Annotated in this window: 25 protein-coding genes and 3 pseudogenes; 9 read left to right on the forward strand and 19 right to left on the reverse strand. The window is 54.8% G+C overall.

What is annotated here, in order from left to right; translation table 11 throughout:
- Positions 1 to 63: 63 nt before the first annotated feature.
- Both IMCC12053_RS12590 and IMCC12053_RS12595 read left to right on the forward strand, forming a co-directional pair.
- Complete coding sequence (locus tag IMCC12053_RS12590; protein ID WP_169775317.1) at positions 64 to 447, forward strand: nuclear transport factor 2 family protein; 384 nt, start codon at positions 64 to 66, stop codon at positions 445 to 447.
- Positions 441 to 1052, forward strand: coding sequence for a recombinase family protein (locus IMCC12053_RS12595; protein ID WP_062219563.1), 612 nt, complete (start codon positions 441 to 443; stop codon positions 1050 to 1052). The genes IMCC12053_RS12590 and IMCC12053_RS12595 overlap by 7 nt, the downstream gene beginning before the upstream one ends.
- An 80-nt stretch (positions 1053 to 1132) precedes the next feature.
- On the opposite strand, the gene IMCC12053_RS12600 is transcribed toward IMCC12053_RS12595, so the two are convergent.
- From IMCC12053_RS12600 to IMCC12053_RS12655, 12 genes are all read right to left on the reverse strand, one after another.
- Positions 1133 to 1795, reverse strand: coding sequence for a penicillin-binding protein activator (locus tag IMCC12053_RS12600; RefSeq protein WP_236852431.1), 663 nt, complete (start codon positions 1793 to 1795; stop codon positions 1133 to 1135).
- A gap of 39 nt (positions 1796 to 1834) precedes the next feature.
- Complete coding sequence (gene benD / locus IMCC12053_RS12605) at positions 1835 to 2614, reverse strand: benzoate diol dehydrogenase BenD (RefSeq protein ID WP_062219565.1); 780 nt, start codon at positions 2612 to 2614, stop codon at positions 1835 to 1837.
- Positions 2611 to 3633 (reverse strand): benzoate 1,2-dioxygenase electron transfer component BenC, encoded by a 1023-nt coding sequence (gene benC, locus IMCC12053_RS12610; protein ID WP_062219567.1) that lies wholly within the window; start codon positions 3631 to 3633, stop codon positions 2611 to 2613. Before benC ends, benD begins: the two co-directional genes overlap by 4 nt.
- Positions 3634 to 3705: 72 nt before the next feature.
- Complete coding sequence (gene benB, locus IMCC12053_RS12615; protein ID WP_062219570.1) at positions 3706 to 4233, reverse strand: benzoate 1,2-dioxygenase small subunit; 528 nt, start codon at positions 4231 to 4233, stop codon at positions 3706 to 3708.
- Positions 4234 to 4245: 12 nt separating this feature from the next.
- The gene (gene benA / locus IMCC12053_RS12620; RefSeq protein WP_062219572.1) at positions 4246 to 5634 is read right to left on the reverse strand and encodes a benzoate 1,2-dioxygenase large subunit; all 1389 of its coding nucleotides are present in this window, start codon (positions 5632 to 5634) and stop codon (positions 4246 to 4248) included.
- A gap of 63 nt (positions 5635 to 5697) precedes the next feature.
- Positions 5698 to 6855 (reverse strand): muconate cycloisomerase family protein, encoded by a 1158-nt coding sequence (locus IMCC12053_RS12625; protein ID WP_417903492.1) that lies wholly within the window; start codon positions 6853 to 6855, stop codon positions 5698 to 5700.
- A 160-nt stretch (positions 6856 to 7015) separates the two neighbouring features.
- Positions 7016 to 8200, reverse strand: a complete 1185-nt coding sequence (locus tag IMCC12053_RS12630) for an NAD(P)/FAD-dependent oxidoreductase (protein WP_062219576.1) — start codon at positions 8198 to 8200, stop codon at positions 7016 to 7018.
- Between the two features lie 3 nt (positions 8201 to 8203).
- On the reverse strand, positions 8204 to 8512 hold the full coding sequence (locus IMCC12053_RS12635) for a MocE family 2Fe-2S type ferredoxin (RefSeq protein ID WP_062219578.1): 309 nt from the start codon (positions 8510 to 8512) through the stop codon (positions 8204 to 8206).
- Between the two features lie 155 nt (positions 8513 to 8667).
- Complete coding sequence (locus tag IMCC12053_RS12640) at positions 8668 to 9486, reverse strand: ATP-binding cassette domain-containing protein (protein ID WP_062219579.1); 819 nt, start codon at positions 9484 to 9486, stop codon at positions 8668 to 8670.
- A 1-nt stretch (position 9487) separates the two neighbouring features.
- A complete protein-coding gene (locus IMCC12053_RS12645; protein WP_062219581.1) occupies positions 9488 to 10492 on the reverse strand; it encodes an ABC transporter permease in 1005 nt (334 codons plus the stop codon).
- Positions 10493 to 10602: 110 nt separating this feature from the next.
- Positions 10603 to 11568 (reverse strand): substrate-binding domain-containing protein, encoded by a 966-nt coding sequence (locus IMCC12053_RS12650; protein ID WP_062219583.1) that lies wholly within the window; start codon positions 11566 to 11568, stop codon positions 10603 to 10605.
- 147 nt (positions 11569 to 11715) lie between these two features.
- Positions 11716 to 12735, reverse strand: coding sequence for a sterol desaturase family protein (locus IMCC12053_RS12655; protein ID WP_062219585.1), 1020 nt, complete (start codon positions 12733 to 12735; stop codon positions 11716 to 11718).
- Between the two features lie 223 nt (positions 12736 to 12958).
- On the opposite strand from IMCC12053_RS12655, the gene IMCC12053_RS12660 reads away from it, so the two are divergent.
- From IMCC12053_RS12660 to IMCC12053_RS12670, 3 genes are all read left to right on the forward strand, one after another.
- Positions 12959 to 14008 carry a LacI family DNA-binding transcriptional regulator gene (locus IMCC12053_RS12660; RefSeq protein WP_062219587.1) on the forward strand — a complete coding sequence of 350 codons (1050 nt, stop codon included), beginning with the start codon at positions 12959 to 12961 and terminating at the stop codon, positions 14006 to 14008.
- A 135-nt stretch (positions 14009 to 14143) separates the two neighbouring features.
- Positions 14144 to 15118: an aldo/keto reductase gene (locus IMCC12053_RS12665; RefSeq protein ID WP_062219589.1), complete on the forward strand. Its 975-nt coding sequence runs from the start codon at positions 14144 to 14146 to the stop codon at positions 15116 to 15118.
- Entirely contained in the window at positions 15115 to 15801 is a 687-nt protein-coding gene (locus tag IMCC12053_RS12670) for a creatininase family protein (protein WP_062219592.1), read from the forward strand. Before IMCC12053_RS12665 ends, IMCC12053_RS12670 begins: the two co-directional genes overlap by 4 nt.
- Before the next feature lie 31 nt (positions 15802 to 15832).
- Here IMCC12053_RS12670 and IMCC12053_RS15620 read toward each other — a convergent pair.
- The 4 genes and pseudogenes from IMCC12053_RS15620 to IMCC12053_RS12685 all read right to left on the reverse strand — a co-directional run.
- A pseudogene (locus IMCC12053_RS15620) lies at positions 15833 to 15970 on the reverse strand (5-deoxy-glucuronate isomerase); the annotation flags it as partial.
- Positions 15971 to 16014: 44 nt separating this feature from the next.
- Positions 16015 to 16728 (reverse strand): IS6 family transposase, encoded by a 714-nt coding sequence (locus IMCC12053_RS12675; protein WP_062219594.1) that lies wholly within the window; start codon positions 16726 to 16728, stop codon positions 16015 to 16017.
- Positions 16729 to 16737: 9 nt separating this feature from the next.
- Complete coding sequence (locus tag IMCC12053_RS12680; protein ID WP_062219596.1) at positions 16738 to 17109, reverse strand: PDDEXK family nuclease; 372 nt, start codon at positions 17107 to 17109, stop codon at positions 16738 to 16740.
- Complete coding sequence (locus tag IMCC12053_RS12685) at positions 17096 to 17905, reverse strand: DUF6615 family protein (RefSeq protein WP_062219599.1); 810 nt, start codon at positions 17903 to 17905, stop codon at positions 17096 to 17098. Before IMCC12053_RS12685 ends, IMCC12053_RS12680 begins: the two co-directional genes overlap by 14 nt.
- 105 nt (positions 17906 to 18010) lie before the next feature.
- Here IMCC12053_RS12685 and IMCC12053_RS12695 point away from each other — a divergent pair.
- The 4 genes and pseudogenes from IMCC12053_RS12695 to tnpC all read left to right on the forward strand — a co-directional run bounded on the left by IMCC12053_RS12695 (position 18011) and on the right by tnpC (position 22068).
- Positions 18011 to 19256 (forward strand): annotated as a pseudogene (locus IMCC12053_RS12695) (IS3 family transposase).
- A gap of 388 nt (positions 19257 to 19644) precedes the next feature.
- Positions 19645 to 20016: an IS66-like element accessory protein TnpA gene (gene tnpA, locus IMCC12053_RS12700; protein WP_062219603.1), complete on the forward strand. Its 372-nt coding sequence runs from the start codon at positions 19645 to 19647 to the stop codon at positions 20014 to 20016.
- Positions 20013 to 20360 (forward strand): IS66 family insertion sequence element accessory protein TnpB, encoded by a 348-nt coding sequence (gene tnpB, locus IMCC12053_RS12705; protein ID WP_062219605.1) that lies wholly within the window; start codon positions 20013 to 20015, stop codon positions 20358 to 20360. The genes tnpA and tnpB overlap by 4 nt, the downstream gene beginning before the upstream one ends.
- Positions 20361 to 20473: 113 nt before the next feature.
- Positions 20474 to 22068: pseudogene (gene tnpC / locus IMCC12053_RS12710) on the forward strand (IS66 family transposase).
- 181 nt (positions 22069 to 22249) lie between these two features.
- Here tnpC and IMCC12053_RS15870 read toward each other — a convergent pair.
- The 3 genes from IMCC12053_RS15870 to iolE form a co-directional block, all read right to left on the reverse strand.
- On the reverse strand, positions 22250 to 22333 hold the full coding sequence (locus IMCC12053_RS15870) for an ATP-binding protein (RefSeq protein ID WP_269464958.1): 84 nt from the start codon (positions 22331 to 22333) through the stop codon (positions 22250 to 22252).
- 232 nt (positions 22334 to 22565) lie between these two features.
- A complete protein-coding gene (gene iolB, locus IMCC12053_RS12715; protein WP_062219608.1) occupies positions 22566 to 23360 on the reverse strand; it encodes a 5-deoxy-glucuronate isomerase in 795 nt (264 codons plus the stop codon).
- Positions 23361 to 23370: 10 nt separating this feature from the next.
- Complete coding sequence (gene iolE, locus IMCC12053_RS12720) at positions 23371 to 24276, reverse strand: myo-inosose-2 dehydratase (RefSeq protein ID WP_062219610.1); 906 nt, start codon at positions 24274 to 24276, stop codon at positions 23371 to 23373.
- Between the last annotated feature and the right edge of the window lie 7 nt (positions 24277 to 24283).

Raw genomic sequence — 24283 nt, forward strand, 5'->3', positions numbered from 1 at the left:
CGGCAGAAAGCCCGGAATTCCTCAACGCATCACAAACGTTCGTTTGAGAAATGGCCCGCCGCGATGCATGAAGCAGACAAAGACCTGAGTGATGCCCTCTTCGACGAAATCCGTACGCTGGAAGAAAGCCTGTGGCAGGCAACGTCGCGGTTTGACAACGCCCTGATGGATCAGGTCTTTGCGCAAGATTTCTTCGAGTTTGGCAGGTCAGGGCGAACCTATGCCCGGCATGAAATGCTATTCGAACCGACCGATTTTCAGGAAATTGCTGCGAAGATGCCCCTGCCAGAGTTTCGCGCGCGTCACATTACCGACGACGTTGTCCAAACCACCTACGTAAGTGAAGTCGTGTACGATGGTTGCACGCAACGTGGAAATCGGTCTTCGATTTGGAGCAGGATCGATGGGGTCTGGAGGCTACGTTTCCACCAGGGAACGCCATGCTGATCGGATATGCACGTGTCTCCAAGGCAGACGGTAGCCAGTCACTCGATTTGCAAAAAGACGCTCTGATGGCCGCTGGGGTTGCGGAGGATCAAATCTATTCTGATCGGGCCTCAGGTAAGAAGGACGAACGGCCAGGTCTGAACGCTTGCCTGAAGGCATTGCGCGACGGCGATATTCTGGTGATCTGGAAACTGGATCGGATGGGGCGCAGCCTGAACCATCTGGTGAAAACAACGACCATGCTGTCAGAGCGCGGCGTCGGCCTGAAGGTGCTCACTGGCCAAGGCGCGCAGATCGACACGACAACAGCGGCTGGTCGCTTGTCGTTTGGTATCTTTGCCGCATTGGCCGAATTCGAGAGTGAGCTGATCCGCGAACGCACCATGGCCGGTCTTCAAGCGGCCCGCGCCCGAGGTCGGAAAGGTGGCCGTAAATTTGCCCTGACCAAAGCCCAAGTTCGTATGGCACAAGCCGCAATGGCCAGCCGAGACACATCCGTTTCTGAGCTGTGCAAGGAACTCGGTGTGAAACCCGTCACTCTCTACCGATATGTCGACCCCAATGGAAATCTACGCGACTACGGGAAACGCGTTCTCGGAGCTTAAGGTGTCATTCTGCACTGAGCCGGAGCAGACCCGTCATACTGTTTGACAAAGGAAATCGCCTCCCCGCCGGCATAGAACACTTAGACAGCATCCGCGCCGCTGGCCTTTGCCTGCGCCATATAGGGGCCGAAATCTTGGGTTTTTTGGAAGGGGGTAAAGTCCTGCCCAACAACTTCACCGCCTGCCGCGGTAAAAGTCGCTTTGAAGCCCTCAATCATCTGATGACCGGCTGCATAATCAGGCGCAAGTGTATAGACTTTGCGCACGCCTTGTTCGTACATCCATTGCCCCATTGGGCGGTTAATTTGACCATTAGAGAAGGACATGCGCGTGATATATGGTGAGCAAGATTCGCCCGTCGCGCCGTCATTTCCCGCATTCGCCACGATCAGCGGCACCTGCGCCCCATGAACAACATCGCGAACAGCGCCAAGCACACCAGAGCTAACAATCCCGACCATCACATCGACTTTATCTTGCAGGATCAGCTTCTTAGCCTTTCCAAGCGCGACGGGTGGTTTTACTTCGGTGTCTTCGCTTACAACGACAAAGGTCGTTTCTGTGTCGGCGCCGAATTGCTCTAGACCGAGAGTAAAGCCCGCTTCGATCTCGTTTCCAAGGGATGCATAGACGCCCGAAAACGGCAAAAGCAGCCCAACCTTGATGTCTTCAGCAGTGGCGGTCGCGGCAGGCAAAGCCAAGCCGGCGGCCAGCCCAAAGGCGGTCAGAATTGTGCGTTTCATTATAGTTCCTCCAGTTGTATCGCAGACCCCTCCCAGGATCTATCCAAGGTCGCCTCCACCAACCGGAACTGTAAGTCCGGTGATGTAAGAGGCATCATCCGACGCCAGAAACAGGATTGGCCCTGTCTGTTCGTCGAGTGTTCCGTAGCGCTTCATTGGTGACGATTGGATCGTCTGATCAATAATCGTCTGGTACCAATCTTCGGGCTGTTCTTGGGCGGCGTTGGCATTGCGCGGAACAACGCGCGGCGGCGCTTCTGTGCCGCCCGGCGCCGTGGCAACAACGCGAATTCCGCGCTCGGCCATTTCCCATGCAAGGCAAGCTGTCAGGGCATTTACGCCCCCTTTGGCCGCGCCGTAAGGCACGCGGTTTAATCCACGCGTCGCGATTGAGGAGACATTTACAATCACGCCGCTGCCCTGTGGCAACATGATTTCAATGGCCGCGCGACAGCAGTAAAGGGTCGGAAACAGCGAGCGGCGCACCTCCGCGTCGATCTGCTCTGGCTCGTAATGCTCAAAGGGTTTCGCCCAGATCGTTCCGCCGACGTTGTTCACAAGGATGTCGATCCGCCCCCAAAGCCCTTTCGCTTTGGCCATAGCGGCCGCGCAGCCCGCCCATGTTTCCAGATCAACAGAAATAGACTCCGCCACGCCCCCTGCTGCGCGGATATGCGCAACAACATCAGTGCGTGCCTCCGAGCGATCAACAATCAAAACATGCGCGCCTTCCGCCGCTGCGCGCTCTGCAACGTTGCGCCCGATGCCCTGAGCGGCGCCAGTTACGACCATGACTTTATTCTCGAAACGGCGGCTCATTCGGCCAAGCCTTCTGCTTCGGTCGGGTTGAATTTTTCAAAATAGAAGTTGGCAGGCTCTACCCCCAATGCGCCGAAATGCGCGCGCACCGCGTCAACCATTGGCGGCGGGCCGCAAAGATAAACATCGCAATCGCCCCCATTGAGATCGCTTGCGGTCACATGATCGGTGACAAACCCTTTGCGATCATGCGCATCCTCTTTAGAGGCCAAAACAGTTATAACTGTGACGTTGCCAATTTTCGCGGCAAGCGCGTTTACCCGCTCCAGTTCAACAAGATCAGCGGCATTTGTAACCGCATAAAAAAGCGTGATCGGATGCTCTGCGCCCTGCTCGCTAACCTCCTCGAGCATCGAAAGAAATGGGGCGAGCCCAGTGCCGCCGGCAAGCCAAAGTTGCGCGCGCTCAATGGGGCGCAGATAAAAAGCGCCCATCGGCCCGGTCAACGTTACCGCGTCTCCTGCCTGTGCGCCTTGGCCCAGATAGGAGCTCATCACACCGCCGGGAATATTGCGGACAAGAAAGGTCGCTTCTTGCGCGCCGGGAGCAGAAGAGAAGGAATAGGAGCGGTGTTTGTCCGTGCCTGGCACAGTGACATTTACATATTGGCCAGGCAGAAATGCGATCGCTTTGGCCGGTTTGAGGCGCAAGCTAAAGGAGGTCTCCGAGAGCTGATCAACGCCCAACACTTGCGCCTTGACGGCCTCAGGGGCCGTTTTGCAAACAGCAGAGGAGGCCGGAACGCGCAGCACACAATCGGTTTCGGGGATCATCTGACAGGTGAGAACATAGCCTTCTTCGGCCTCCTCATCGCTCATCGACTCGTCCATATAGAACTCAAGCTCATACGAGCCCTTTTCGGCAAAACACTTGCAGGTTCCGCAAACCCCATCGCGGCAATCCATCGGCAGATTGATCTTCTGGCGAAAGGCCGCGTCGGTCACTTTTTCATCGTCTTCGCATTGAATAACGCGGGTGACGCCATCTTCGAAATTCAGGGCAATATTATAGTGTGTCATAGCGTGCTCCTCCCTTGGCGCGCGCCCTTGCAATGGGTGCGCGGTGGTTCGTTCTGAACGGTTTACGCGCGGTCAGATGTGGTAAACGTCAATCACGTGATGGATTTGGTCGTTTTTCAGAACGACTTTTTTATTTATGATCAGAGGCTTAGTTTCAGAAATGTCGATTGTATAAAACGATGTTCCCCAGTGCTGATCCGTTGTGCCGTAGCGGTATGTCATCGTCAGCCAGTTAAACCGCAGCTTCATCTCACCGCCCTCTTGGCTCAAAATTTCGATGTTGCTGAGCGTGTGCATTGTGCGCGGCTCGGGCAACGACGTAGAGGAAGAGCGATCCGTTTGGATGCGGAAAACACGGTCTTCGATCCCGGATTTGTCGGGGTAATAGATCAGCGACATCTCGTTTTGCGGATCTTCCGTCAGCATATCCTCATCATCCCATGCGGGCATCCAGAACGGGCAATCCGCATGATAAAACGTGAGCCACGTATCCCATTGCCGGTCGTCCAGCGCGCGGGCCTCGGCAAAGAGAAATGCCTGAACCTCGTTGAAGCCAAACGCGCTTGTTGAAGCGGTGCGATCAATTGTGTCGGTTGTCATTGGTCTTTCTCCTCACTCAGCCGCAAGCGATGCGTCGGGAGCATCTGCGCGTTCTGTGGCGATGGCGGCCGCCATGCGTTGGGTCCATTGGGAGTGCTGCACGACGAACAAACCTTCGTCTTCGGTGCGCGCGCCAGAGAGGATCGGATTGATACCAAGCTCTTTGGCGTCTTCATCCGGGCCCTCAATCCACTGGGTCGCGCCGCGGCTAAGATCATTCCATTTGGCATGCGCGCCGCCGGCATAACCCCGCTGCGTTGCGCGGAATTCTTCGGTGTCGTCTGGGGTTGCCATACCGGAAGCATTGAAGAAGTCCTCATACTGGCGGATACGCAGCGAGCGCGCGTCTTGGCTTTCGCCTTTGGGGGCAATGCAATAAATCGTGACTTCGGTTTTATCGACGCTGACCGGGCGAAAAACGCGAATTTGGCTGCTGAATTGATCCATCAAAAAGACGTTTGGATAGACGCAGAGATTGCGCAGAACACCGACCATCCACTCGGCTTTGGTCTTGCCGTATGTCGCGCTCCATTCATCAAGCCGGCCGTAATTCGGGCGCGAGCTTGGGTCGGCCCATGTTGTCCAAAGCAGCAAGTGACCGTTCACATAAGAATGAAACCCGCCCTTTTGCTTGGACCATTTGGAGGCATCCGTGGCTTTGATTTTGTCTTCTTTGCCGTCGGCTGTTCGATGCGACGTCGTTGCGACATAGTTCCAGTGCACCGCCGATACGTGATACCCGTCTGCGCCATTTTCGGCCTGAAGCTTCCAATTGCCATCGTAGGTATAAGTCGAAGAGCCGCGCAAAACTTCCATGCCCTCTTCGGACTGATCAACGATCATATCGATCATTTTGCATGCCTCGCCGAGGTAGTCCTCAAGCGGCTCTACGTCTGCATTAAGCGAGCCAAACAAGAAACCGCGATAGTTCTCAAAGCGCGCAACTTTGGTTAGATCGTGACTGCCGTCTTTGTTGAATTGCTCAGGATAGCCGCCGCCTTTTGGGTCTTTGACCTTGAGCAGTTTGCCGGTGTTTGAGAAGGTCCAGCCATGGAACGGGCAGGTAAATGTCTTTTGATTGCGCCGCTTAAAGCGACACAGCATTGCGCCGCGGTGTGAACACGCATTGACCAACGCGTGCAATTCGCCCTCTTTGTCGCGGGTCACGATAACAGGTGTGCGGCCCATCTTGAGCGAGAAATAATCGCCGTTGTTTGGGATCTGGCTTTCATGCGCCATATAGATCCAGTTGCCCTCAAAGATGTGTTTCATCTCGAGTTCAAACAGCTCTTCATCAGTGAACATATCGCGGCGCGCGCGGAAAATGCCCTTCTCGGGATCGTCCTGCACCATACCGTCAAGACGGCTTTCAAGCTCATTCAGGTTTGATTGTGTGAACATAAGTATTCTCCTCCCAGAGACCAAACCGCCGATCTGGCGTTGGCACATTTTGTTTTGCGCGCACTATTCCCCAGCGGCAGCGTTCAGGGACCGCGCGCCATCGCGGCGGTAAAATTCGATCTTGTCGGTGTCCAATGTCGCGCCAATCCCCGGGCCTTGCGGAACCTCGACACAGAAGTCGTTGTAAACAATCGGGTTGGCGAGAATTTCATCGGTCAACAGCAACGGGCCAAACAATTCTGTGCCCCAGTGCAGCTTCTCGACGGTTGAGAAAAGCTGGAGCGCGGCAGCCGTGCTTAGGCCGGTTTCAAGCATGGTGCCCGCATAGAGGCCAATCCCCGCCGCCTGCCCAATCGCGATCACTTCGGAGGCGCGTTTTAGGCCGCCGGACTGCGCGATTTTCACTGCGAACACATCCGCTGCATGATGCGCGGCGACCGTCAAAGCATCTTGGGGACCATTGAGCGCTTCATCCGCCATGACAGCGATTTCATAAGAGCTTGTGAGCTCGGCCATTCCATCAAGATAGCGCGCTTCGATGGGTTGCTCGACAAGCTCACAGCCAACATCTTGCAAGCCTTTCAAGCCCCAGCGCGCCTCTTCCAGCGACCATGCTTGATTGATATCGACGCGAATGCTCGCTGTATCCCCGAGCGCTTCTTTGATCCGCGCGACATGGGCCACATCATCACGCACATCGCGTTTGCCGATTTTGAGTTTGAAAATATTATGGCGGCGCGTCTCGACCATCTCGAGCGCCTCGGCAATATCCGTCTCGGAATTGCCCGAAGCAAGGGTCCAAGCAACCGGCATTTTCGTTACAACGGCACCGCCAAAAAGTTGCGAAACCGGCATGCCGAGGCGCTTGCCCAAACCATCCCAAAGGGCGATTTCAACAGCCGTCTTGGCGATCCGATTGCCGCGCACCAACTTATCCATCAGCTGAAGCGCGCCATTTACATCATCAGCTGAGCGCCCGATGAGGGAGGGCGTGATGTAGGTGTCGATCGCCGATTGAATGCTCTCGGGGCTTTCGGGGCCATAGGTCAGGCCGCCAATGGTCGTGCCTTCGCCGATCCCCTCCGAGCCGTCAGAAAACTTGATACGCACAAGAACCGCCGACTGCAAGCGCATCGTCGCCATAGATAAAACATGGCCTCGTATCGTAGGGATATCGAGGATCATTGTTTCTATATGGTCGATTTTTGTCACGTCTATCACCGCATCTTAAAATTTCGTTACGGTGTAGATTGCGCGCCAATGCAGCGTTGAGTCGATGATGCGGCGGGTCTTGAATGATACCCTTGGGTGCTTTGGCTTTTTGGGCTGGATGACGTCGATTAAGGCGAGTTATTCAATCAAAGGAGCAAACGCGCGCCCATTAATCCCGCAGCAATCGCTTCAAATTGGTGGCCGGATCGCACAGAACCGAACCATCGAAAACTTTTGCGCGCTCGATGAGTTTCTCAAAAATACGCAGTTCTTTCACTGCAGAATTACCAATCCCAATTCCGGCAGCGGCCGTCAGGACACCATCGGGATCAAGTTGAAAAACGATGCTAGTGTCATTACTCGTTGAGCGCGTCTGTGTCTCTGCGCTCAGATCAAAAATGCCAGTGACACAAAGCGTTAGGTCATATTGATCCGACCAGAACCAAGGGGCTTTTGCATAGGCTGCATCGTCGCCCAGCATTGCGCCCGCAACATGTGTTCCTTGATCCTGCGCCGCTTTCCAGCTTTCAAGCCGGGTTCGCTGATCGCGCCAGATGAAATTGCAGCAATCACCTGCGGCAAAAATCGCGGCGTCAGAGGTTTTAAAGGACCTGTCGACGACTATGCCGTTTTCGACATTCAAACCCCCGTTAGTCGCGAGCTCGGTATTTGGAACTGCGCCGATCCCAGCAATGATGACGTCAAACGCCATATGCGAGCCGTCTTCGAAATAGACCTGCGTCGCCGTCGTGCGCGCAATCGCGGTGCCGGTCAATATGCGAACGCCTGCCTGCGCGTGGCGCGTATGAACAGCTGAGGCGATTGCTTCTGGAACTGCCCGTCCAAGAATGCGCCGGCCCGCCTCAATGACGGTAACGTCCGCGCCAAGGCTGCGCGCGGATGAAGCCACCTCAAGCCCAATAAATCCGCCGCCAATGATCCCCACGTGCGCACCTGGCGTGAAACGTGTCATGATCGCTTCTGCGTCGGCCTGTGTGCGCAGGGTCAAACATCCAATCAATGAAGGAAACAATCGCGCGCGTGCACCCGTCGCGAGAAGAAGCTTATCATAGCGGATCACCAACCCATCACTCAGCTCAATCTGGCGATTGGTACAATCTATTGATGCAACTTTTTTGCCAAGCAAAAGATCGATTTTGGCGGTGTCATAGGCATCGGCACTGTATATAAATTTTGGATCGAGCTCGTGATTTTTGGACAAGGGCGGGCGCTCATAAGGCAACAAATCTTCTTCCCCAATCAACGTCACAGACCCATCAAAGCCATTTTCGCGTAGGCCGAAAGCGGCCCGAACGCCGCACTCTCCAGCCCCCACGATAACAATTGCGCTCATCGATCAAATCTCAATCAACACGCGGCCGTTTTCGACCTTTGTGGGATAGGTGTGCAGGTCCTCACAGGCGGGCGGCGTTTCGACTTCGCCATTGGTGAAATCAAAAATCGAGGAATGCTTTGGACACTCGATGGTGTTTTCAACGACAAGCCCATCGGCAAGGTGAATTTCCTCGTGGGTGCAGAGTCCATCGGTGCAAAAATATGCATCCTCATGATTGCGGTAGACGGCAAATGTCCGCCCATTGTGATCAAATCGAACGACGTCTTCGGCATCGATATCCTCGGGTGAACATGCATCAATCCAAGCCATGTTGGCCTCCTTAGTTAAGCTCAAAAGATCTCCACAACGTTGGCGACCGAACGAATTTCGACCGCCAAAAAACGGGGAGCGGTATGCCAAACAGATCGTTTGGTGCTGAGGCAGGAAAACCCCTCAAGCGCATTCCGCTTCCCAGACGCCGCCACTTAGGGAGTAGTTGGTGGCGGGTTACCTTCGTGCGTTTCCATATAATTTTCGAGTTGGGCTTCGAGATCGGCCATGGTTTCACCTCCAGCCATGAGGTCGGTGATTTCCTCGCGGGTTTTGTCACCTTTGCGAAAATCTGCCGCGATGGCACCACGGATCAAAACGGCAAAGTGATCGCCGACGGCCATTGCGTGCATCACTTGGTGGGTGATGAAAATGACCGCGAGGCCGCGCCGTTTGGCCTCGTTTACGATGCGTAGAACATGGGCCGCTTGTTTGACGCCAAGTGCTGCTGTCGGCTCATCGAGGATCAAAACACGTGCGCCAAGATGAACCGCGCGCGCAATAGCAAGCGACTGCCGCTCACCGCCAGAAAGGCCGCCAACAAGGCGATCCCCATCCGTAATCCGTGTTATTCCAAAGTCTTGAACCGCTTTAACCGCGATATCGTTTGCCTTTTTGCGATCAAAAACCTTGAACGGCCCCCATCCTTTGGTTGGCTCGACGCCAACAAAAAAGCTGCGCCCAATGCTCATCAACGGAAAGGTCCCGCCAAATTGGTGTACCGTTGCGATCCCTTTCTCTTGTGCGTCAAGTGGGCGCTCAAAAGATACGGCTTTCCCATCAAGCAAAATCTGGCCGCGCGTGGGCTTATGAACGCCCGCCAACGTTTTGATCAATGTGGACTTGCCCGCGCCGTTGTCCCCAAGCAAACAAAGCACTTCGCCTGCGCTGACTTTAAGTGAAATCTGGTGTAAAACGTCAATCGGCCCGAAGGATTTATCGACATTGCGTAGCTCAATAATGGATGTGCTCATCTTAAGCCCCTCGCTTCTTTTTGGGCGCATAGTTGAGCGCCATTGAGCGGAAGGTGTTGTTCAAAAGGACCGCCAAAAGAAGCATCACACCGATGATCAAGCTCGACCAGTTGCGATCAAATCCGGTAAAGTAGATGCCTTGGGTAACCACGGCCAAGGTGATGGTTCCAAACACAATTCCGACCACCGAGCCAAAGCCCCCCGTGAGCAAAACGCCTCCGACCACAACCGAGATGATGACATTAAAAATATACGACATGCCGGCTGAAACCTGTGCCGAATTGAACAGCAATGCTTGGCACATCCCGACAAACGAGGCGCTACAGGACGACAAGACAAACAGAGCCACAGTCACCTTGGTCGTTGGAATACCAGCGTTGCGTGCACTTTCGCGATCCCCGCCAAGAGCAAAAATCCAGTTGCCGAATTTTGAGAAGTGAACATAGAAAATGTAGATCGCGGTCAGTGCAAGCCACCACAAAATGAGGACCTGATAGGTGCCTCCGATGAACTGCCCAAACAATGCTTTGTAAAAAGTGGGCGCTTTGATAGCGACGCTGGTCGTTCCGGTGATCATAACCGAAAGGCCAAGCACCAAACCGGCAACGGCAAAGAGCGTTCCTAGAGTGACGATAAGCGAAGGTACGGCCGTGCGAACAACAAGCAAGCCGTTAATGCTGCCGACAATCACGCCAAAACCAAGCACCGCAATAATCGAAATCCATATCGGGAAATCATAATGCCCGGACATGATAGCCACTATCATAGAGCCAGCAGGGATCATCGAACCGATAGAAATGTCGAGCTCTCCTGCGATCATCAGCAAGCCAACGGGGATTGCGATGATGCCGATATTCGCGGCAACGTTGAGCCAGCTTGCGATGCCTGCGGGCTTGAGAAAGTTTATGCCACCAAAGATCAGAAAGAAGAGAACGACAGCGATCATTCCCAAGAAAGCGCCCGCTTCTGGTCGGCGCAACAGAGAGCCGATGGATATGTTGTGCATTGGTTTTGTCCTTATGAGGTCCGTGGCGTTTCAACTCTTGGCGAAGCGAAGCGAAAGGACTTGGCGGTTGCGGCCCGCAGATTTATTTGCGGGCCGATCCGTTTGGTGAATTAGCGGTAACCTTGTTCGCCACCTTTGAGGGTAGCGGCAATATTGGCAGAATCCACAATTCCCGGTCCGGTAAGAAGCGGCGTTGTTGCCATCGCAAGCCCGTAGTTCACGTAGCCATCTGCGAGGGTCACTGCGAGAAAACCTTGAAGCCATGGTTGCTGATCAATTGCAAAAAGCTGCTCTTCATCGCGAATGCGCTCAAGCCCTGCGACGTTCATATCGAAAGAACCAAGCGACACGCTGTTTGCTTTGCCCGCTTGCTGAAGCGCAATGAAAGCGCTGTCTGCGTCGGCGGAGGAAATTGCAAAAACGCCGTCAATTGTATCGTCGCCAATGAGCGTTGCTTTGATCGCTTCTGCAACGGCGGTTGGGTCGCCAAAGGAGCTTGCCGGCAGCGGCAATTGTTTGGATGCAAAACCAGATTCAGCCATACCATCCGCGATCCCGCGGCAACGATCTTCAAGATTGCCCGCCCCCGGAACAGTATTCACACAGATAACGTTTTTTGCGCCGTGTGCTGCGAAATAGCGCCCGCCAGCAAGGCCTGCGGGATACTCTTCGTTGCCGATATAGTTGATCGCGCCAAGCTCTTTGGCTTTGTCGCCGCCGCCTGCATTATAGAGGATCACAGGGATGCCCGCATCCATCGCCGCCTTGATCGCTTCGTCCTGCGTATCAGGTACCCAGTTGGGAACCGCAATGATATCAACTTCTTGGCTAATGGCTGTGCGAACAAGATTTGCCGCGTCGCCACCAATGTTGTCGTATGTTTGCAATTGCAGGTAATTCACTTTGCCGCCGTGCGCCTCAACAACGAGGGTCGCATCATCGATCCCCTTTTTGATTTTCGCAAAGAATGAATCGTCGGATTTACCACCGATGATCGCGATGTCGGCTGCGCTCGCGACTGTTGTGCTAAGAGCGACCACTGCGGCGCTGGCCAAAAGGCCTTTGAGTATTGTCATGTCATTTCCTCCACTGATTTCGTTTCTTAGTTTGCCGATTATGGCTTTCGCGATCAGGCGAAATTTATGCGTTCCTGAACACGGTATACTGGTGGCATCAGGCAGATATTCTCATCTTGCGTAATGTCGCCAATTTGGTGCCTTTGCCTAGGGGCTTGGCGTCTTGTTTGATGCCTTGAGCTTTTCGCGCTTTTTGCGGAACCGCTCTTTCATGATCTTATCGCTCTCAGCGGTTCCATCGTGCCATGTGCCCATCCAGCGATCGAGCGGCATCATGCCATCGGCGTAGTTCACCTCGAAATATTTGTGGTGCAAGTAATGAGCCTGAGCATGGGTGTCGACGGCGGTGTCTTTGCCCGCTTCGATCTTGTCAAAACCTATATGGCCCACCACGGCGCCCGTCCCGGCGAGGTTCAGATGATAGAGAACCAGAAGCGGATGAGATGGCACAAGCAGATGGATCAGGCTACCCGACCAATAGAGCAATTGTTCAGCAGGGTGCATCGAAAGCGAAGACCACGGCGAAGGGTTGATCGAGTTGTGGTGAACCGAGTGGATCCACTTGTAGAGGATTGGAATGTGGATGAGACGATGAATACAGTAGAAGTGAAATTCATGCAGGATCGGAAGGACCAGGCCAAAACAAATGAGCCAAACGGGGTGCGCCGTAAAGTTCGACCACGGCCCCCAGCCATTGGCCCAAGACCAGAGCAGCAGAACTTCATAGGCCGTCCAAATCGGCAAGCCAGTCCCAAAGGTGCGGATAATATTGTCAATCGCCTGGCTCTTGAACATAAAGACATCCGACGGATTTTCGGCCGGAAATTTGCCATTGTACTTAAAGCGCGTGCCTTGGCGCTTTTGCATATAGAGGCGCAATTCAAGCGCGCCGTAAAAGAGAAGAATGATCGCCGAATTTCGCGCCAGTAAGAAAAGCACCCAACCCCAATTTAACGACAGAAGCGTTTCTTTTGAAGGGGTCAGCACAAACCAAAAAAGCGCGGACACTGCAAAGAAGAAGACATTCCAAGGCAGGAAATAGTTTGGGAGCCAACGCAGGAAAGTTCCCAAACTCCATGGCCAAACAAAAACCGGCGCGTTTTCAATCTTGTCATTGGGGCGCCAATTGCCGCGCTTATCCCGCGTGCCAAATTTCAGATCGTCCATCGTTTCCCCCCAAAGGTCGACTTCGTCGAACCTCTTCTTTCGTGCCTTTCCACAACCAATTCATTGAACGGTTTTGGAAGCGCCAGCAGCGATTTGCTTTGCGCAATTTGTTCGCCGATGCGTTAAGAGTTATCTTAGCTATAGGCACTTCAGGCAACACGAACCGAACTGATTGATTTACATCAGCCGCCGTGAAATAGTCTGATAAGATTGGCAAAATTAAATGGAAGACACAGTGGCAGCCCGCAAAAACGCCCGCCCCAAGCTCAAAGACGTGGCCCGTATTGCCGGGGTTGGCACTGCCACTGTGGATCGTGTTTTGAACGAACGTGGAAACGTGAGCGAAGAGGTGCGCAAAAAGGTCATCGAGGCTGCGCGCGAAATTGGATTGCGCCGACAACTGCCGCCTTCCTACAAACGCCTGATCCGTATAAATTTGATCCTCGCGCGCCCTGAACTGCCCCTTCTGCAGCGAATGGCTGATGAATTCCTCAAGGCCACGAATGCGCTGGATCATCGGGTTAGTTTGCATCTCACAACCTTGCCTGATGAGACGCCCAAGACGATTGGTGCGGCCCTGCGCGCGACGCAATGCGACGCGGTGGTTGTCTATGCGCAGGACAATCCGATCATTCACGATGCAATCGAGGCCCTTGATGCGCGCGGCATTCCAGTGATCACTATCATCTCGGATCTTCCCGGCTCAAAACGTCTTGCCTATGCCGGAACCGACCATCATGCGGCGGGGCGAACGGCGGGGTTTTTCTTTGCCCGAATGATCCCAAAATCGGGAACAGTCGTGATCCTATGCAATCATCTCGGCTTCAAATCTCACGTCCAAAGGATTACCGGGTTTCGCGAGTATCTTGAAGTACATGCGCCCGATATATCCATTTCGCATGTTGTCGAGGGGCTTGACGATCGAGTCCGTGCGCGCGCCCGCTTGGAGGCCGCATTTCGTGACATCCCGGATACTTTGGGGATCTATAATGTAGGCGCCGCCAACCTTGCTGTGCGCGCGGCGATCGAGACCAATATTCTGCTGAAACCACCGCTTTTTGTTGGCCATGAATTGACCGAATATACGACCCGCATGCTGCGAGATGGCCTTATGACGCTCACCTTGGATCAAAGTCCACGCCTTCAAGCGCAGTTCTCGCTTGATGTCTTGTTGGATCATTTCGGCTATGAGAGCATCACAATCCCCCGCCCCTATGTTTCGAACGTTCCTATCGTCCTCTATGGCCCAGAAAATATTCCTGCGGATCATTGATTGCTTTGCATCAGTGAGAGCCATGTTGATGCTCGAGATTCTGCTCTAACTTGCCCCAAATGACGCAGTTTTACGCCCATTTTGAGGGCGCATTTGGGAGGCATGGATGCAGCTTTTAGCAGAGTTTGAAGCACAATGAAGTATCGCCCTTTTGGCAGAACCGGCTGGAACGTTTCTGAAATTGGCTTTGGCGGTTGGCAAATTGGCGGGGCTTGGGGCAAGGTCGATGATCGCGCCTCTGTGCGCACGCTTTTGCACGCCTTTGAGAAAGGTATCAATTTTGTTGATACCGCGCAGCTCTATGGGGAAGGTCATTCAGAGGCAGTTATTGGCGAGGCGTTGAAGCAATGGAGCGGCGACAAAATCTATGTTGCAACCAAAGCGCAGCCAACCGTTTGGCCAAGCCCGGATGATGCAAACCCTCTCTTTCGCGGGCGCTTTCCGGAGTGGCATCTGCGCGAGAACGTCGAGAATTCCTTGCGCCGTCTTGGTGTTGAGCAGCTCGATCTATTTCAACTACATTGCTGGGGGCCGACCGGCCATAAAGAGCTCGATTGGTTAGAGACGCTCAATGATTTGCGCGCTGAAGGGAAGATAGATCAGATCGGTGTTTCCTTGCGCGACAACAAGCCAAACGAGGGCGTTGATCTTGCCCGTTTAGGGCTGGTGGCCTCTCAGCAGGTGATTTTCAACATGTTCGAGCAATCTCCGCGTGAGGTGCTTTTCCCTGCCGCCAAGGCCAGCGATACTGCTATCATTGCGCGCGTCCCTTTAGATAGCGGGTCACTCGTTGGCCACTGGACGCCCAACAGTTACGGGGGTTGGGAAGTGGGCTCGCAACAGCATCAAATGTTTAGGGGCGATCGCTTTGCTCAAACGCTTGAACGGCTGGATAAATTGAAGGCTGAAATCGGTGATGCTTTCCCAACCTTGGCCGAAGCGGCGATGCGTTATGTGCTGTCACACGACAGCGTGAGCGTTTTGATTCCAGGAATGAAAACGCCGCAAGAGGTTGATATGAACGTGGCCTATTCTGATGGTGGGCACATGTCGGATGCGTTCATCGCTCGCTTGGTCAAACACGCTTGGCAGAGGAATTTTTACCAATGACGCGGCAAATCGAACGCCTCCGCCCCAACCAAATTCGCGCCGCTCTGGCCGAGCAATCCACGGTTTGGCTGCCAATTGGAACGATTGAATGGCATTGCGAACATCTGCCCGTTGGGCTCGATGGACTTACCGCGCATGGCTTGTGCCTAAAGGCGTCTGAGAGAGCGGGTGGGCTGGTGATGCCCGCGCTCTATTTTGGTTGCGGTGGCGGGCACGGAGAATTTCCTTGGACAATCATGATGAACAGCCCTGATCAGATCGAGGAAATGCTCATGCGAACTGCTGAACGGCTTGAGGCAATGGATGTTGAGCGTCTTGTTATCTTCAGTGGGCATTTCGCAGATGAACAGCTCGCGATGATTGATCGGTTTGCTGAGACGTGGAACACGCGCGGCACCCTTCTTCGTATGATAGCGACGGCGGTGAACAGATGCCCAGACGCGGGCCTTGAGCCTGATCACGCGGGCGCTTTTGAGACGCTTTTGATGCATGCGCTGTCGCCCGCAACGGTTGATCTCTCCTTGCTTCCAAATCTTGAGGACGCACCGGATAATTTTGATCGGCTTGACCCGCAAAGCCCTATCTGGGGCGTTATTGGGCGCGATCCTCGCACTGTCGAACTTGTGCAAAGCGGCGCGCTACTGAAAGCAATAGTGGATTGGCTCGCGGAACAAGTCGCATAGCAAACCGTTACACGCACAGCACCAAATAACCCTACATCAAATGCTCAACCTCGGGCGCCGCAACAAACCGCCATGCGCGGCGCGGGCCTACCATGACGTTCAGGTAATACATCTCAAATCCGTAGGGCGCGCCGCAAGGGTGGTGCCCGCGCGGCACGCAAACGGTATCGTCAAGTTGTTTACCCTAGCTTGAGTTTAGCAATCTAGACGGATTCATCCAGCCGCGATTTCACACGTAATATCATGCCAGATCGCGAAAGCATCTAATCGGGCATGGCGGTAAGATCTGGCATTTAGGCGATGACGGCGAGGTCTGAAAAGAACGTTAATTTGATCGTGCGCGGATAGAAATTGTTGTGCGCGTCTGGCTGATTTGAAACGGCCCATCACCCGTTCTCGCCGTCGGGTAGGTTTGTGCGAAACCTCGGCCTGGTTGTTCAAGCCCTTGTGACTGCGATGCTCCAATCGCGGAACTAATCGCCGTTTTGCGGCACCGTAGGATCGCAGCTTATCTGTGATCAACACTCTTGGCACGCCGAACTGCTTCATCAGCTTGCGCATAAAGCGCATAGCCGCCTTCATATTTCGGCGACTCTGTACAAGGATTTCCAGCGCATTGCCGTGTTGATCCACCGCACGCCACAGCCAGCGTTTCTTGCCACGGATAGAAATCACAACTTCATCCAGATGCCATTTGTCACCGACGGGTGGACGATCGCGGCGGATCGACTTGGCATACTGATGGCCGAACTTCATCATCCAAAAGCGTACGGTTTCATGGCTGACGACGATCCCGCGTTGCGCCAACAAGTCTTCAACATCACGCAAACTGAGGCTGAAACGAAAGTACAGCCAGACAGCGTATTCGATGATTTCTGAGGGAAAGCGATGGCCTTTGAAGCCGGGGGAATTCTTGCATTTGGTCATGCCAAGCGCCTAAATCCGTAAGGAACAACCGTCAACTTGACGATACCGTTGGTAGATATCGACGATCTGCGTGTTGGTCAGGCCCGAGACGTAGGCGGTGTACTTCAGCGCCTGCCACGTCACATCTCTCCCGCTGTCATCAAGCTTGTTCTCGATCACAACGAGGTTGCCGTCCTTGTCGAGCGCCAAGAGATCCAGGCGTTCACGGGTTTCATCAAACCCGTCGAACTCTTTCTGAATGATCAGCAATTCCTCACCGAGGGCGTCAGGTTGATTGGCCAGCCACTCTTGCAAATGGTCGCGCTCACGTAGGTTCAACTCAGAAAAGCGCTTCTGGGACAGGCGGGACAATCGGTTTTGGTTCAAATCAACGCGGAACAAAGAAATCTTCTCCTACTTCACTTGCATCAAAATATGCGATCCCGTTCAAGTTCTCCGCCATCAAGTAGGATTGCATCTCAGTTGTGTTTTCTTGAAGGCGCACCCATTCTGGGTCCCCATCGTGCATCTTTGTTTCCATGCCTGGATCGAGCAACTTCAACCCATTGGCTAACCCGCAACCGGGCCCATACTGGAAGAGCTCATGCAGCGGCCGCATCCCAGGATGCAGAACGCTCAGTGCGCGTGACTTCTTTCGCTCGACAAAACTGGCAGACGCTACAGAACAGCCCCAAAAACTTGGCGGCTTGAACCCCGACGAAACTTGGCGGAACAACTGTCGGTTTTTGACATGGTCGTGGTTGTAGAAAACGTCGATGGGATTATTTGGACCCGCGCGCTTGATCAGAGTTTTTGTCTGACCCTTCTTCAGCACATGTCCATCGTACCGCCCCGGCATCACTTGGTTGGTTCGTCCGAGCCTTCGATCATGCCGCCTATACAGCTTCTTGGCCTGAACCCGGAAACCAATGCGGCACGACCCTTGTCTAAAGAACCAAACCCAGTCTGCACCGGTATCTTTCTCGCGTTCTCGGGTAAATAGTCTAACTCGGAACCCAGCCTTCGGGAGGTCACGTGCCATTTGCAGCAGCAGACATTCAGTTATCGTTTCTTCCTGAAGATTTAACCCTTCTCTGTAGGCGTTGTTCTGTTCTCGCCAAACAACACCCGACAAATCGCGCAGATATTTTTGCATTCCCAAGGTATGTATATTGGGTTTGCCAGGCCAAAACCTCATAGTGCCGCCTCTAACTGATTGCAGGTGGAGGTGGGGTAATCCCCCCTAAAATTAGTGGTGTTCAAAAGTAGAATTTTCTCGGCAAGATATCTGAGGAGATTTTTGATGAAGACAGCACGATATAGCGACACACAGATCATGGGCATCTTGAAGCAGGCGGAGGGCGGTGTGCCTGTCTCTGAGCTTTGTCGCGAGCACGGGATGAGCAGCGCAAGTTTTTACAAGTGGCGCGCTAAGTTCGGTGGCATGGATGCGTCCTTGATCGTAGAGATGAAAGACATGGCCGAGCAGAACCGGCGTCTCAAGAAGATGTATGCTGAGATGAGCATGCAGAATGATCTGCTGAAGGAAGCGCTTGGAAAAAAGCGCTGAGGCCGTCTCTGAGGCGAGAGATGGCCATGAACGCGGTCGCACGGCACGGGGTCAGCATTGCGCTGGCCTGCCGTGCGTTTGAGATCAGTGAGACCTGCTACAGATACAGTCCCGTTTTGAGTGATGAGAACGAGGAGATTGCCGATTGGTTGGAACGTCTGACAGCGAACAAGCGCAGTTGGGGCTTTAGGCTGTGCTTTCTTTATCTACGGAATGTTCAAGGCTACGGATGGAACCACAAACGTGTCTATCCATTGGCTGACAGGCGATTGCAAAGCAATCTGCCGAGAGGCGGATCTACTGCGAACTGGAACTGAACTTGCGGATCAAACCTAAGAAACGACTGAAGCGCGACAAGCCTGAACCGTTGGCTGTGCCAGACGTCCCAAACGACACTTGGTCGATGGATTTCATGGCGGATCAACTCGCGGATGGCAGGTCGATCAGAACATTGAACGTGCTGGATCATTGCACGGCAGGGCATCACGGCGTGATGTCCCGAGAGTGGACTTCAATCGCGAAGGCCTGTGCATCGAAGTCGACTTCTCGTTGCCCGCTGAACGGGTCGTACGCAGCCTTAACCAAATCATTGAATGGCGTGGCCAGCCTCAGACAATTCGTGTCGAGTTGCCAGTGATTGCGCCATTGGTTCGAGCAACCACTGGCGACGGCCCCGAGTATGTCAGTGGCAAGCTGATGGAATGGGCTGAGAAACGGGGCGTACGACTTGAATACATCCAGCCCCACTCTCACACATGCAAGCATGTGTTGCCGTGCAACGGGCAAGCCGCAGCAGAACGCCTATATCGAGCGCTATAACCGCACGGTCCGGGGCGAATGGCTCAGCCAATACATCTTTGAAACCATCGAGGAGGCACAGGATCAGGCAACGAAATGGCTCTGGACTTATAACAACGAGCGACCCAATATGGGCATCGGCGGCATCACACCCGCAATGAAACTGAAAACAGCCGCCTGAATTCTACGGCTGAGCCCCATTAAAAATGGGGGGATTACCGAAGCAATGGCACTACATGCCGACCCGACAAGTTTCATGGGGCTATAGATCCGAGAAGTGCGGCGTTTCGGCTGTTCACAGAAGTTCGAAGTACTTGGGCGAGTCACGCGTCCACCATATCGCGTTGGGGGCGGCGCCGGTGAGCGTGGCTGATGCCGCTCAGTACAGCTACAAAACAGATTTTGGCAACATGTGCTCTAATCAGAGCCCAGTCTTTGCGCACCATTAAATATTGCAGCGATACATATCGTAACCACCTCATTTGCACCGCCTTCTCGGCGATCAGATAAGATCTTAAGCTCTGTCGTTATTGTCGTCGTTATGGACGTCGTTTGATGCGGAGCACGATATGCGTCATGAAGTTATTGTCGGTGTTGAGCGCAGAAGGCGCTGGCGGGATGATGAGAAGCAGGCGATCCTCGAAGAAGTTGGCGTGAATGGAGCGACTGTCACTGATGTGGCCCGTCGCCATGACATCACACGCCAGCATATCTACCAGTGGCGCCGGGCACTGCGACGCACGGGGCTTGAAGCAGGTTCCGACAGGACGGTCTTTCTCCCGTTGCCTCCTCTGACAAGCGACGAGGCCTCTGACGTGCCGGTAGCGGCACCAGCACCCGAGGTTGACATCTTCTTGAGGAATGGCCGCCGGTTGCGCTGCGCACAGGATTTGCCGACGGCCAGCCTTCACCATCTCATTCGAGCGCTGGAGACGGCATGATTGGTCCCGGAACAGGTGTGCGCGTGTATCTGGCCTGCGGTGTTACGGATATGCGCAAAGGGATCGCTGGCTTGTCAGCTATGGCGCAAGACGTGTTGCGGCAGAAGCCGGCCGGCGGTGCTGTGTTTGCATTCCGTGGACGACGTGGTGACCGGATCAAACTTCTCTATTGGGATGGTCAGGGGTTTTGCCTCTACTACAAAGTGTTGGAGCGTGGCCGCTTCCCGTGGCCAAGCGCCGAAGATGGCGCGTTGCGACTGACCTCCGCGCAGCTTGCAATGCTCTGGGAAGGCATAGATTGGCGGCGTCCGAACTGGGGTGCGCCACCTGCGCGGGTCGGGTGAATTTATTGCCATTTTAGCGTTATTTATATGGAGGTTTGACCTGGTTTTTGGTAGTCAGGCGCAGGTCCAAACCTGTCGAAAACCTGCCCGATGATCCCGCCGTTTTGAAGGCGATGATTGCTCTTTTGCAGGTAGAAAACGACAAGATGGTGACCACGTTGCGCGTTCACGATCAACTGGTCCAAGCGCTGCGATTGCGGATCGCCAAGTTGCAGAAACTGGCGTTCGGCAAGTCTTCAGAAAAGGTTGAACGCGAGATCGAACAGCTGGAGCTGGCACTTGAGGATCTCTTTGTTGCAATGGCTGAAGACGATGAGCAGCCCATTGACGAAGGGCAAGACGAACCCGACGACGAAGATGTCTCACCGGAACCCAAGCTGCGGCGCCGTCCGCGTGTCTCGGCTGAGACGCCCCGTGAGCGCCGCGAACTCGATCCCGGCGCCTGTTGCCCGGATTGTGGTGGTGAGTTTCGCGTCGCGATCTGCGAGCGCGCCCTCGGTACGGCGGAGAAGATGTCAGCGAGCTTCTCGATATGATTGCCGCGCAAATGAAGGTGATCCAAATCGCCCGGATCAAGAAGTCCTGCCGTCGCTGCGAGCGTATGGTGCAAGAGCCGGCCCCAAGCCGCCCGATCCCGGGAAGCATGGCCGGGCCGAACCTGCTGGCCCATGTTCTGGTCTCGAAGTTCGATGATCACCTTCCGCTTTATCGCCAGCACGAGATCTTTGCCCGTATGGGGGCAGACATTCCGAAGAGCACGCTTGTCGGCTGGTGTGGACGCGCCATGCGCACCCTTCAGCCGCTGATCGAGTTGATCGAAGCTGATGTGATGGGCAGTGACCTGTTGCATGCGGATGATACGCCGATCCGCGTGCTGGATCGCTCGAAGAAGGACAAAGGGCTTGGGAAGGGCGTAAAGAAAGGCCGGATTTGGACCTATGTCCGGGATCAAAGGCCTTGGGCCGGGGCGTCTCCGCCCGCGGCAACCTATGCCTTCGCTCCTGACTGGAAAGAAGAGCACGTCCATAAGCACCTCTCCGGGACCCGGGGCATCCTTCAGGCCGACGGCTATAAAGGTTATGCCAAACTGTATGAGCCGGAAGCTGACGGTTCAAAGCGCCTGCGCGAGGCGGCGTGCTGGGCGCATTGGCGCCGGGACTTCCATGATGAATGGCAGAAGACCAACTCTGCAATTGCCCGCGAAGCCATCGACCGGATTGGCAAGATCTATGACATCGAACGCGAGATCAACGGGCGGCCCGCAGATGTCCGTCATGCAGCGCGTCAAAAACACAGCGCGCCACAGGTCGAAGCTTTCTGCGCCTGGTCCGAACAGCAACTCTTGCGCCTTCCTGGCAAAAGTAATCTCGCAAAAGCGTTCCGGTATGGCCTGTCTCGGCGGGATGCGTTCTGCCTGTTCCTGACGGACGGTCGTATGGCCATAGACAACAATCCAGCCGAACGCGCCCTGCGCCCGATTGGCATTGGCAGGAAAAACTGGCTATTCGCCGGAGCCGACACGGGCGCCGAGACCCTCGCGCGGGCCATGACCATCATTGAAACCGCCAAGCTGAATGGTCTCGATCCACAAGCCTATCTGGCCGACATCCTCGACCGCATCCACGATCACAAGATCAACCGGCTTGAAGAATTGTTGCCGTGGAATTGGAAGCCGCTTGCCTCAAGAGGTGACACTCAAGCCGCATAAGCTGCGGTATCAATGAGGTGGTTACGTAAAAAGAGACCAGGTCGCGGCGCAAAATGGGGCCACTGTGGTTGAAATTGTGCCACGCTTTGACGTGCTATCTCGTCACAAAGCTGAAACGGCGCACAGCGCATGCTGGCACAATAGCCAGCATTTATCTGTCTTGGTTTTGGGCTGACTATTGTCAGTTTTTACGACTGTGTTTGAGCCTGCAACTTTCGCCGTTCATCTCAAGAATGTGGACGTGGTAGATCAGGCGGTCGAGCAATGCGTCTGCTTGGTATACGGCCCTTGCAACGTTGGCAGTCGCAGTTATTTAGGGTGGTGCCGCGAACCGATCTGAGGGGGCTTCGGTCATGCCCCAATCCTCCCCACCAGTTTCAGCCCTTCGGCGACCATAATGAAAGGCGCATGAAAGTACCGTCACCCTATGCCGTATTCTACGTTTCAGAGCTTCATGCGCCGCTCATTTTCTTTACTCAGACGGCGCGGTGCGCGGATCAGATCAGGTGTTCCACGGGGGGTGCGGGGACGAAGCGCCATGCGCGGCGGGGGCCGGCCATGACGTTGAGGTAATACATCTCGAACCCGTGGGGGGCGCCGCACGGATGATGGCCGCGCGGGACGCACACCACATCGCCGTCATGCACCGCCATCGTCTCGTTCAGGCTCAAATCATCGGTGTAGACGCGTTGAATGCCGAACCCGTCAGCGGGGTTGAGGCGGTGGTAATAGGTCTCTTCGAGATAGGTGATACGCGGAAAGTCGTCCTCGTCGTGGCGGTGGCTCGGATAGCTCGACCAGTTGCCCGCAGGCGTGAACACTTCGGTCACGAGAAGGCTATCGCAATAGTCCTCGTTCTCCATCGCGATATTGTTGATATGGCGCGTGTTGCTGCCCTCGCCGCGCTGCGTGAGCGTAATGCCATCAGGGCCAATGCGCCGCGCCGCGTGGCCCGATTTCCCCGGAGCCTTGCACACGGCAATCGTGGCATCCGTGGTGCATTCAAGCGCCCAGTCGCTCTCATTGGGCACATATAGACAATGGGGCGGAGTTTTCTCGAACACGCTCATGCGATCGCCCAATTCGCCCCAATCCTTGCCCGCCGCCGTGATCGTGGCCTTGCCCTCAACCATCACCAAAATGACCTCGTTCTCGCCAGTGGCCTCGGCCCAAGCCTCACCGGCGCGCAGTTTGATCAGATCGAACCCGACATAGCGCCACCCCGCGCTTTCGGGCGTGATCTGATGCACTTTTCCGTGGGTGCCAAAGGGACGTTTCAAAAGATCGGGCATGGTTTGTTCCTTAGATAAGACCTGTCTCGCGGGCGAGACGTTTGAGCGTGGCCAGACCGAGGGTCTGATACAACAGCGGATTGCGCACATCGGGGTCTTGTTCAGCTTCGATCACAATCCAGCCGTCATAATGTGCCTCTTTGAGGATCGCGAGGAGCGGTGCAAAATCAATCCCGCCCTCCTGATCGCCCGGCACGGTAAACACCGATCCGCGCACACCGTCCATAAACGACCACCCCTCTGCCTCGACCTGTGCGCGCACGGCGGGGCGCACGTTTTTGGCGTGGAAATGACGCACGCGGGCGGCGTGTTTGGCCAAAACAACAGCCGGATCGCCCCCCCCGAAATAGCAGTGCCCCGCGTCGAACAACAGCTTGGTCGCCCCGCCCGCCGCCGCCGTTTGCGCCATAAACGCATCGATGTCCTCGGGGCTTTGCACCACGGTGCCCATGTGGTGGTGATAGACCAGATCAATGCCCTGATCCGCGCAATACTGTGCAATCGCCTCGACGCGGATCGCAAAGTCCTTCATCCCTGCGGCATCCAATACGGGCCGCTCTGACAGCGGCTTTTGATCGCCTTGGATGGTGTTGGATGTCTCGCAGGCAATGCAGACGGTGCAGCCGTTATGCTTGAGCTTGTCCAGATGCGGCTGGATCGCCGCTTTTTCGTCCTCGATGGAATTGGCGAGCACGCCCAGCGAATGCCACCCCGAGATGAATGTGAGACCGTAATCGGCCAACAGCGTGCGTAGCGCCTCTGGATCATCTTGCGGCCAACGGTGACCGTTCTCGATGCCGTCAAAGCCGATCTGACGCCCCGCCTCGTCCAGAATACGGGTCGTGGGAATATCCGCGCCCAAGGATTGGTCGTCATCATTGGCCCATGCAATGGGGTTGGTGCCGAATTTAATCATGGCTGTC

Origin of the sequence: Celeribacter marinus (assembly GCF_001308265.1) — a bacterium.
GTDB lineage: Bacteria > Pseudomonadota > Alphaproteobacteria > Rhodobacterales > Rhodobacteraceae > Celeribacter > Celeribacter marinus.